Origin of the sequence: Psychroserpens burtonensis DSM 12212, assembly GCF_000425305.1 — a bacterium.
GTDB classification, from domain to species: domain Bacteria; phylum Bacteroidota; class Bacteroidia; order Flavobacteriales; family Flavobacteriaceae; genus Psychroserpens; species Psychroserpens burtonensis.
On the sequence record NZ_KE384346.1, the window covers coordinates 1 to 10,117 of the forward strand.

Here is a 10,117-nt window from a genome sequence, read left to right on the forward strand (position 1 = left end):
GTGACGATGAGGAAGACTGTTGGTGAAAAACACCAACAGTGGCAAGTGAGAAAACACCAACAGTGGCAAGTGAAAAACACCAACAGTGGCAAGTGAAAAACACCAACAGAGGCAAAGGAGCAAACAGCAACAGTGGTAATTTTATTGAGCCTTTGTTGGTGTTTTCCACCAACAAATAATATGTAAACAAGACATGTGACGATGAGGAAAACTGTTGGTGAAAAATACCAACAGTGGCAAGTAAAAAACACCTACAGTGGCATTTTTACGGAGTTCTTGAATCGTCAATTTCGCAGGAATGAAAAATAGAGATCGTAGTAGTCAAAATTTTTATTAAATTTTCAACTGACGCTGAGCCAAGGACTTCCCAATCCATAACCCAGCAACTGCAAGCACAATATCAGAACTACTAAACCATAACGCTTTTGGTAACATGATGATATTAAATACAGTTGCAGCAAGCATCAAACCACCAACAATATAAGCTGGCACTAGACTCGTTTTTGAGATTAAGCCAGCAATAAACATTCCTGCCATGATACCCATAAAATGACCAATCACAACCATCACTTTTGCGCCTGTAGGAATACGATTCATATTGTTTTTTATCCATTCCATATCCATTGGATTTGCACCTTCTGGAAATGGAAATAATTGATGACCAATGAGGGTTTCAAATATGTAAACGGTTAATGAAGCTGCGATGAAGCCCACGATGGTTGCTAGACTATTTTTCATGATGTCAAGTGATTAGTTAGCTGTATTTCAAGGTAATAAAAAATATCAAATAACCCTTCAATATTTTTGAATTCTGGGTCAAGTGGAAAAATATAGCTTATTTTGTTTAGCATTTAAATTAAATAATTAAACAAAAAATCTTAAATCCTTAGCTTAAACCATTCTATCATCCTATTTTTGCACGACTATGAAACTAACGTTTAAAGAAATATTTTTTTTATCTAGACCAAGATTTTGGATGTATGTGCTCGGTACGTTTCTTGTTGGTGTGATATCTTCAGGGAATCTATTCTTGTATGATGATACCACAACACTACTTTTAATAGCTTTTGGTATATTTTTCTCGTTGCCAGCAAATGTTTTTATTTATGGCGTAAATGATATCTACGATTATCAAACCGACATTTATAACGATAAAAAGATAAAATACGAATCGGTGTTACCACTTCAAAAACATAGAAATTTATGGAACATCATGTTATCGCTATTGATTCCATTTTTGCCCTTATTTTTTATGGTTAATGGACCAGCAAAATTAGCTCTATTGGTGTTCTTGTTTACTGGATTATTTTATTCCGCAACGCCTATAAGAGCAAAAAGTAAACCACCTTTAGATGTGCTATTTTCAGCGATAATATATGTATCGCCTGCGCTCGTTGGCTTTTTTATCACAGGAAATACAAACATAGAATGGTTAGCAGTCTTTGGAGGTCTTATTTGGGCTTTTGGGATGCAAACCTATTCTGCAGTTCCAGATATTGAAGCAGATAAAAAAGCGGGTGTAAATACCTTAGCCATTATGCTCGGTGAGAAAAATGCCTTGTGGTTTTGTTTAATAGCGTATGTGATCTCGGCATCTATTGGATTCTATTATATTGGGTATATCGCCATTGTCTTTGGTCTAGTGTATACAGTGATCGTATTATTGAGTATAAATAACGTTTCGAAACTATTTAAATACTACACTTATTTCCCTTTAATCAATGTCGCTTCTGGAGCAATTTTATTTTTCTATATGTTTTTTAAAGAAATACTATAGTTGCGACTATAGAGATTCTAAAGGTTTAGGTGTTTTAATCTTTTGAATGCGCTTATAGACGAGTTCGGCCGAAATCAAACAGATAGGCATCCCAATCCCAGGGCTCGTGCCAGCACCCACATAATACAGGTTTTTTACTTTTTTACTATAGTTGAGTGGTCGTCTTAGTGTTTGTTTAAGTGTGTGGGCTAATCCTAAAGCAGTGCCTTGGTAAGCATTATAATCTCTTCGGAAATCGTCGCTCCAGTAAGACCGCTCATACACAATATAATCTTCAATTTCTGGTAGTTTTAAGTCCGTTTTCATCAAATTTAAAATCTTCTGTCGGTAATTACTCATATCGGCTTCGGAAAGCGTTAAACCCGGAGGAATAGGTACCAAAACATATAAATTATCCGTGCCTGGAGGTGCTAAGTCAGGGTCCGTTTCTGTAGGCTTACAGATGTAATAACTAGGATCTTCCGGAAGTTGAGGTGTATCAAACAACTCCTTGAAATTTTGTTTCCAATCACCACCAAAACGCAAATTATGATGACTTAAAATCTCTAACTCGCGATCTAAACCAAGATACATAATAAACGCACTCGGACTCAAAACAGCCTTTTCCCAATAGCGTTCAGGATAGGTTTGATGACGCTTTTCCAATAAATGTGTTTCTGTAAACCATAAATCGGCATTTGAGATAATGAGGTCAGCTTCTAAAGTCGTTCCGTTGTCGAGTAGAACACCTGTTGCTTTATTTTTTGTCACTATAATTTTGGACACAGGGCTATTCGTCATAAACTGAACACCATGCTTTTTGTTTATATTGACCAATGCTTTTACAATCTCATAGATACCACCTTTAGGATAGTACACTCCCATATTGAAATCTATGGCATTCATAATGTTGTACATGGCAGGCGTTTTGGCAGGATCAGAACCTAAAAACACCAATGTATATTCTAATATCTTTTTTACGCGCTCGCTTTTAAACCATTTATTTAAATAGGATTGCATGGTTTGAAACGGATTGAGTTCAATCCCTTTTTTAATCACATCCCATTTCAAAAAATCTAATGAGAATCCGAGATTTCGATACATGAACGTTTCCTTGGCCATTTCATACTGCTCACCAGAACGTTTCAAATACTCTTTAATCTTAGGCGTAATACCGGGTTCTAACTGCTCAAAAAGCGGTAAGTCTTTTTCGAGATTAGAATGGATATCAACGACAGGTAATTCGTTGTCATTAGAGAAAAATACGCGGTAAGAAGGCGAGAGCTTAACCAAATCTAAATGTTTAGAAATGTCTTCGTCTAGTAATTTGAAGTAATGCTCAAATACGTCTGGCATGAGGTACCACGATGGTCCCATATCAAAGGTGTAACCCTCGGCTTCAAAAATATTAGCACGACCACCAAGTGTAGTATTTTTTTCAATGACGGTCACGTCATAACCAGATTTAGCTAACAATGCAGCAGAACCTAGACCTCCAATTCCAGAGCCGATAATAATGATCTTCTTTTTCACTTCTGCAAAGATAATGAAGCTTTAAATGCTGTGAAATTATTTGAGTAGTAATTGTGGAAGTTAATGGTGTATTTGTTTAAACAAAAAAATTCTGAAGGTGAGTTCGGGATTTAGATTCTTACGTAAGGGAATGACAAACCTGAATGAAACCTTAATCTGCTTTCCAGTCAAAGACTTTCTAATTAATAAGCCAAAACTCCAATCAAAACATTACGAATACTAATTATTTTTCTTCTGGCAAAGGCGAAATCATTATGTGTGCTCTGTGAGTTCCAGGATTCATAATCCAAGGATGATTTGAAGCTGCAGGTGCTTCTGGTAAACCAGTAGATTCTGAAGTTGCAAAAGGCATATAGACCACATAACGTAGTTTTGCGCCATCTACTTTAAAGGTTTCAGGGTCGAATGCTGTTTTTGCTCCTGAGTAAATGTGCAACGTTGCTCCCGTAGTTATTTTAAGTGCACCTGATTTCATTTCTTCTTCTCGGATTTCAAATATGTCCTGTGGTGTCTTTCCTTCTGCTTTTAATGCTCTTCCTCTTGCCATGAATGGTTCAAGATCTTTATGATAACATGCTGCACTAAATCCGCTTTTGTTAGGGTCATCTGCAAGAATAATAAACTCGTTATTACCTTCTTTAAGGGTTACAAATTCTCCTTTCATATTATATCCAATGACTTTAGATTCAGATCTGCTTTCTTCGGGAGCAGATAGTAATGCTGTGGCGATTAAATCAGCATCAGTAACAATAGACTTTAATTCTCTAATGCTATCATTTGATGTGCGTTTTTCTGTGGTTTCCATTTCAGAAGAGTTCTCAGTTGTCGTATTTTTTTTGTCTGATGAATTACAAGACATTAAAATTCCTGTAAAAATAAAGGCTATAATAATATGTTTCATATGTATATATTTATTGGTTTTAAATGTGACATGCCGTTCGCAATTAATCATTCTTTTGGTTGATGAAATTTTGAACATGCTCGTTTCATGTTTTACTGATTTTTTAGCAGTGCAATAAGAAAGCAAAACTATTTATGTGGTGCAATACTCATTTATCATTCCTAAAGTTACTAAAATATACACACTTTTATAGATCATAATCATAATTAACAAATGGCTTCATCTTGTCTGTAATGCCCTTTAACAAAAAAATCCCGAAGATTAATTCGGGATTTTTGGATTCTACATCTAGTGTAAAATTATAATATTTATTTAAGATATTGCGAAGTTTTAAGAATCCCGTAGTTTTACAGCATTTCGACTCCGCTCAATGTGACAGGAGTCTTTTTAGTAATGACAATCCGTTTTTTTTTTTTTTTTTTACACCTGAGTAAGAATAACCAAATGTCGCTTAGCGACTATTCCTCAATCAAAACCCATTCGCCTTTAGCGATTAATGGCTCAGCCTGCTTATACTTAACCGTTTTGTTTTCTCCGCTCATCACGTGCTTAATAGTCACGCGATCATTACGACCAATTTTTGGCTTATCACGTACGATTGTTTCTACAACATCTTGTTGACGAGACGCTCCAGAACCAACAGCTCTGCTTTGCGCAGCACGTTCATCCATATTAGGAATGTCGTCTTTTTGTGTTTGTAAATTCTCTTGCTTACGCGTTTTAGCTTCTTGAATAGTGTTTTGCGTTTCTTGAGGTAATTCTCCTTTAAATAAGAAGGAGATGACATCCTTATTGACTTGGTCAATCATGACTTTGAATAACTCAAATGCTTCAAACTTGTAAATTAACAAGGGGTCTTTTTGCTCATGAACAGCTAATTGAACAGACTGCTTTAACTCGTCCATTTTACGTAAATGCGTTTTCCAAGCATCATCAACAATCGCTAATGAAATGTTCTTTTCAAAATCATTGATTAATTGTGTTCCTTTAGTCTCATATGCTTTTTCAAGATCTGTGACCACTTGTAAGTTTTTTACACCATCTGTAAAAGGGACCACAATGCGCTTGTATTTATCACGCTGAGTCAAATACACATTCTCAATGACTGGGAATGCTAATTCTGCATTGCGTTTCATTTTTGCTCTGTAGTGCTCAAATGCTGCTTTATACACTCTGCCAGCAATATCTTGAACGGCTAGTTTTCCAAATTCAGCTTCAGAAATAGGTGAACTCATTGAGAAGTATCTGATCAACTCAAACTCGAAGTTCTTGAAATCTTCAGCGCCTTTGTTAGCTTCTGTGATACCTTCTGAAGTATCATAAATCATATTTGCTAAATCCACACGAAGACGATCACCTTCTAGGGCATGACGACGACGTTTGTAAACAACTTCACGTTGCGCATTCATCACATCATCATATTCTAGTAAACGCTTACGAACACCAAATTGATTTTCTTCCACTTTTTTTTGTGCACGCTCAATAGATTTTGAAATCATAGAATGCTGAATCACTTCACCTTCCTGTAATCCCATTTTGTCCATCATTTTGGCAATACGTTCACTACCAAATAGACGCATTAAATTATCTTCTAGAGATACGTAGAATTGTGAACTTCCTGGATCTCCTTGACGTCCTGCACGACCACGTAATTGTCTATCCACACGACGAGAATCATGACGCTCTGTACCTACAATGGCTAAACCTCCAGCTGCTTTTACGGCATCAGTTAGCTTAATATCTGTTCCACGACCAGCCATGTTGGTGGCAATAGTGACTTGTCCTGTTCTACCTGCTTCATCTACTATTTCTGCCTCTTTTTTATGCTGTTTTGCATTTAAGACATTGTGAGGTATTTTGCGAATACTCAACATTTTACCCAATAACTCACTAATCTCAACCGAGGTTGTACCAATAAGTACTGGACGACCGGCTTGTGATAATTGTGTTACATCATCAATAACGGCATTGTATTTTTCACGTTTTGTTTTGTAAACTAAATCTTGTTTATCATCTCTTACGATGGGTCTGTTGGTTGGGATTTCAACAACATCCAATTTATAGATTTCCCACAACTCTCCAGCTTCAGTAACCGCTGTACCTGTCATACCGGATAGTTTGCGGTACATTCTAAAGTAATTTTGAAGTGTTACCGTCGCAAAAGTTTGGGTGGCATCTTCAATCTTTACATTTTCTTTAGCTTCAATCGCTTGGTGTAAACCGTCACTATAACGACGACCATCCATAATACGACCAGTTTGCTCATCTACAATCATCACTTTATTGTCCATCACAACGTATTGGATGTCTTTTTCAAATAATGCGTAGGCTTTTAGTAATTGGTTGAGTGTGTGGATGCGTTCAGATTTGATTCCGAACTCTCTAAACAAGCCTTCTTTTTCCTCAGCTTCTTCCTCTTTTGTTAAGCCTTTAGACTCAATTTTAGAGATTTCCATCCCGATTTCGGGCATGACGAAGAAATCTGGGTTATCTTTTCCGGAGATGTATTCAACACCTTTATCTGTTAATTCAACTTGATTGTTTTTCTCTTCGATAACGTAGTAGAGTTCTGCGTCCACTTTTGGCATTTCTCTGTTATTATCTTGCATGTAGAAGTTTTCAGTCTTCTGAAGTAATGCCTTCATCCCTTCTTCACTCAAGAATTTAATCAATGCTTTATTCTTCGGAATTCCTCGATACGCTCGCAATAATAGGAAACCACCTTCTTTTGTATCGCCTGCAGCAATCAATTTTTTAGCCTCGGCAAGTACACCAACTAATTCTTTCTTTTGAACGCTTGCAATATCATCAACCTTAGGTTTTAACTCTGTAAACTCATGACGATCGCCTTGTGGAATTGGTCCAGAAATAATCAAAGGCGTTCTAGCGTCATCTACTAATACAGAATCTACCTCATCAATAATGGCGTAGTGATGCGGACGTTGTACCAAATCATCTGGTGAATTGGCCATATTATCTCTTAGGTAATCAAAACCAAATTCGTTATTTGTACCGTAAGTAATATCTGCTTGATACGCTTTACGACGGGCTTCACTGTTGGGTTGGTGATAATCAATACAATCAATGCTCATTCCATGAAATTGGAAGATTGGAGCCATCCAAGCGCTATCACGTTTTGCTAAGTAATCATTTACCGTGACTAAGTGTACCCCTTTACCAGCAAGTGCATTTAAATACACAGAGAGTGTTGCCACTAAGGTTTTACCTTCACCAGTTTGCATCTCTGCAATTTTACCTTGATGCATCGCTGTACCACCAATCAACTGCACATCATAATGAATCATGTCCCAAATAATTGGCTTACCTGCGGCATCCCAAGAATTGGCCCAAACCGCTTGATCTCCATTTAAAGTGACATAATCGTTGTTACCAGAAACAGTGCGATCAAACTCGCTTGCCGTTACAGAGATTTCTGTATTATGAACAAAACGCTTTGCGGTCTCTTTAATCACAGCAAAGGATTCTGGCATAATAGACGTCAAAACCTCTTCTGTAACCGTATAGATGTCGTCGTTAATTTTATCGATTTCTACGTAGATATCTTCTCTTGCATCAATATCTTCTGTCGCTTCAGCATCTTTCATTAACTGATCAATGTTGTCTTGAAGTGGCTTTCGAGCTTCTGTAATTTTAGCTTTGAATGCTTCTGTTTTTGCTCTTAAGTCATCGTGAGATAATTGCTCAAGTGCACTTTCAAATGCTTTTACTTGTGCTACAATAGGAGAGAGTTCCTTAACATCTTGTTTAGATTTATCTCCTACAAATACTTTTAATACTGAATTTAAAAAACTCATTGGTGTTTATTTATTTTAATGAAATCGTCTAAAAAAAAACTTGGATTCGTCATTCTGAACTTGTGTATTCATCTACTTTTATTTTAAAGTAATTATGAATCTTTGATTTCAAACCTCATGATTTTGGTACATCATTTGTGTGAGAATCTGAAACGAGTTCATGTAGGCACGAGTGTTGTGTTTTTTAGACCACCTCTTATCTTCAAAATTGTTAGACCTCAAAGATATGATTTGTGTTAGTTATATTGAACTCATATTCACTTTTTATTTTACCTGCAAAATTCCCGTTTTAGACTATTATTTTACTCTTTTTTATCAACGTAGCGCTGCCATGTTGATAAAAAACACTTCTATTATAATACGAAAGCTGCACTTTTAGGTTCAAAACAAAAAGTCAAGATCAGTTCTTTTAAAATTTGGGCACAAAAAAAGCCTCAAAATGAGACTTTTTAACTTTTATGTTAGGTTTAATGTAATTTGAACTTCAAATTACTTAATATTCGTCCTCGTTCCAAAGATAGTCTTCATCTGTTGGGTAATCAGACCAGATTTCCTCAATGGAATCATAAGAGTCGCCTTCGTCTTCTATCGCTTGTAGGTTTTCAACAACTTCCAAAGGAGCTCCTGTTCTAATAGCGTAGTCAATTAATTCGTCTTTAGTCGCTGGCCAAGGCGCATCACTTAGATACGATGCTAATTCTAATGTCCAATACATGTGTTATGCGTTTTAAATTTCTGCAAAAATAAAATTATAGTTGAGAAAGTCAAGAAAAAAGTGAATTAATTAAATAAAAATTTTAAAGAACGTATGTTTTTACTGATATTTATATTTGACTGAGCCGAGTAGAATCTATACTTTATTCTGCAAAGTGGACTGTTTAAGATTCCTTCTGCGGAATCCATTTGACCTCTTCGGCTTTCAAGTCATAAGACAACTTTCGTGCCAATACAAAGAGGTAGTCAGAAAGGCGGTTGAGATACTTCAAGCTTTCAGGTTGAAACGGTTCTAAATCATTCAAAGCACTTGCTAAACGTTCTGCTCTTCTGCAGACGCAACGCGCTATGTGACAGAATGACACGGTTTGATGACCACCAGGTAACACAAAATGTGTCATCTCAGGAAGCGACTCATTCATGCGGTCCATTTCATGCTCTAAGCGTTCAATATCGCCTTCAGAAATTTTGGGGATATTAAGGCGTTCCTTTCCGTTTTTAAGCGTTGCCTTATCAGGGTCTGTTGCTAAAATTGCACCGACAGTAAATAATCGGTCTTGAATGGCAATAAGCAGCTCTTTATAGTGGTTGTCGATGTCTTGATCTCTAATGAGTCCTAAGTGAGAATTGAGTTCGTCAACGGTTCCGTAGCTGTCAATTCTAATATGATGTTTTGGAACCCTTGTGCCACCAAATAAAGCAGTTGTACCCTTGTCTCCTGTTTTTGTGTATATTTTCATTCTGAGGTTTTCTAAGTTATGGAACCAAAGTTACGGATTAGTTTTTTCTCGAAGAGGCGCAATGCTCCAAAGTTTACTCTATTGTAATTAGTACTACTGATTTTTAATTGTCCTCCTTTTTTCAAGGAGAAGTGGATTTGCTCCCAAGAAAGAGGAGCAAAGACGAGATGGTTATTTGATTGTTTTTTTTTAAATACTTAAGGCAATCACAATGTAAACTTAAAAATGCTTTGTTGTCTTTCAAACCCTCCTGATTTAGCTTTGCTAAATCTGTCCTCCCTTCGCAAAGAATGGAGGAGCTAGCTTGGTCTAAGTTTTAAACAGTCTAGCCATATATTCTGAGTTAGTGAGCGCTCCTCTTTATTCAAAGAGGAGAACAATTCAAAACTAGTTTTGAATTAAGAGGAGTTGCTTTACAGGAGTACATCCAAGTCTATAATTAGAAGTCCTCTAAATTCAATCCTCTTTAAACCATCCAAAACAGGCTTTAATTTCTATAAAAACAGATTTCAAATTATCAAAAACCATTTTGTTTTCAAATCTTAAAACCTTGTAACCTCAACTTTCAAGATATTCTGTTCGCTGATGATCATAGTCTTGTGCGTCTGCATTATAATGCACCTCGCCATCCAATTCAATAATTAATTTTTCCTTAGCA

The 10,117-nt window shown here is 36.3% G+C and carries 9 protein-coding genes; 2 read left to right on the forward strand and 7 right to left on the reverse strand.

Annotated features, from left to right (window positions below; all coding sequences use genetic code 11):
- The first annotated feature begins 38 nt into the window (after positions 1-38).
- A complete protein-coding gene (locus tag H593_RS20865) occupies positions 39-179 on the forward strand; it encodes a hypothetical protein (protein ID WP_157588903.1) in 141 nt (46 codons plus the stop codon).
- Between the two features lie 154 nt (positions 180-333).
- Here H593_RS20865 and H593_RS0115470 read toward each other — a convergent pair whose 3' ends face one another.
- Positions 334-738, reverse strand: coding sequence for a hypothetical protein (locus tag H593_RS0115470; protein WP_028873253.1), 405 nt, complete (start codon positions 736-738; stop codon positions 334-336).
- 187 nt (positions 739-925) lie between these two features.
- Between H593_RS0115470 and H593_RS19490 the strand changes: the two genes are divergently transcribed.
- Positions 926-1,777 carry a prenyltransferase gene (locus tag H593_RS19490; protein WP_051229776.1) on the forward strand — a complete coding sequence of 284 codons (852 nt, stop codon included), beginning with the start codon at positions 926-928 and terminating at the stop codon, positions 1,775-1,777.
- 6 nt (positions 1,778-1,783) lie between these two features.
- Here H593_RS19490 and H593_RS0115485 read toward each other — a convergent pair whose 3' ends face one another.
- The 6 genes from H593_RS0115485 to H593_RS21450 all read right to left on the reverse strand — a co-directional run.
- Complete coding sequence (locus H593_RS0115485; protein ID WP_028873254.1) at positions 1,784-3,289, reverse strand: phytoene desaturase family protein; 1,506 nt, start codon at positions 3,287-3,289, stop codon at positions 1,784-1,786.
- 223 nt (positions 3,290-3,512) lie between these two features.
- On the reverse strand, positions 3,513-4,190 hold the full coding sequence (locus H593_RS0115490) for a hypothetical protein (RefSeq protein WP_028873255.1): 678 nt from the start codon (positions 4,188-4,190) through the stop codon (positions 3,513-3,515).
- A 458-nt stretch (positions 4,191-4,648) separates the two neighbouring features.
- Positions 4,649-8,005: a preprotein translocase subunit SecA gene (secA, locus tag H593_RS0115495; RefSeq protein WP_028873256.1), complete on the reverse strand. Its 3,357-nt coding sequence runs from the start codon at positions 8,003-8,005 to the stop codon at positions 4,649-4,651.
- A gap of 493 nt (positions 8,006-8,498) precedes the next feature.
- Positions 8,499-8,720 carry a DUF2795 domain-containing protein gene (locus H593_RS0115500; protein WP_010177336.1) on the reverse strand — a complete coding sequence of 74 codons (222 nt, stop codon included), beginning with the start codon at positions 8,718-8,720 and terminating at the stop codon, positions 8,499-8,501.
- A gap of 163 nt (positions 8,721-8,883) precedes the next feature.
- Positions 8,884-9,459, reverse strand: coding sequence for a cob(I)yrinic acid a,c-diamide adenosyltransferase (locus H593_RS0115505; protein ID WP_028873257.1), 576 nt, complete (start codon positions 9,457-9,459; stop codon positions 8,884-8,886).
- Positions 9,460-10,017: 558 nt separating this feature from the next.
- Positions 10,018-10,117 (reverse strand): DUF559 domain-containing protein (locus H593_RS21450; RefSeq protein ID WP_281168586.1); only part of this gene is annotated, 100 nt, incomplete at its 5' end.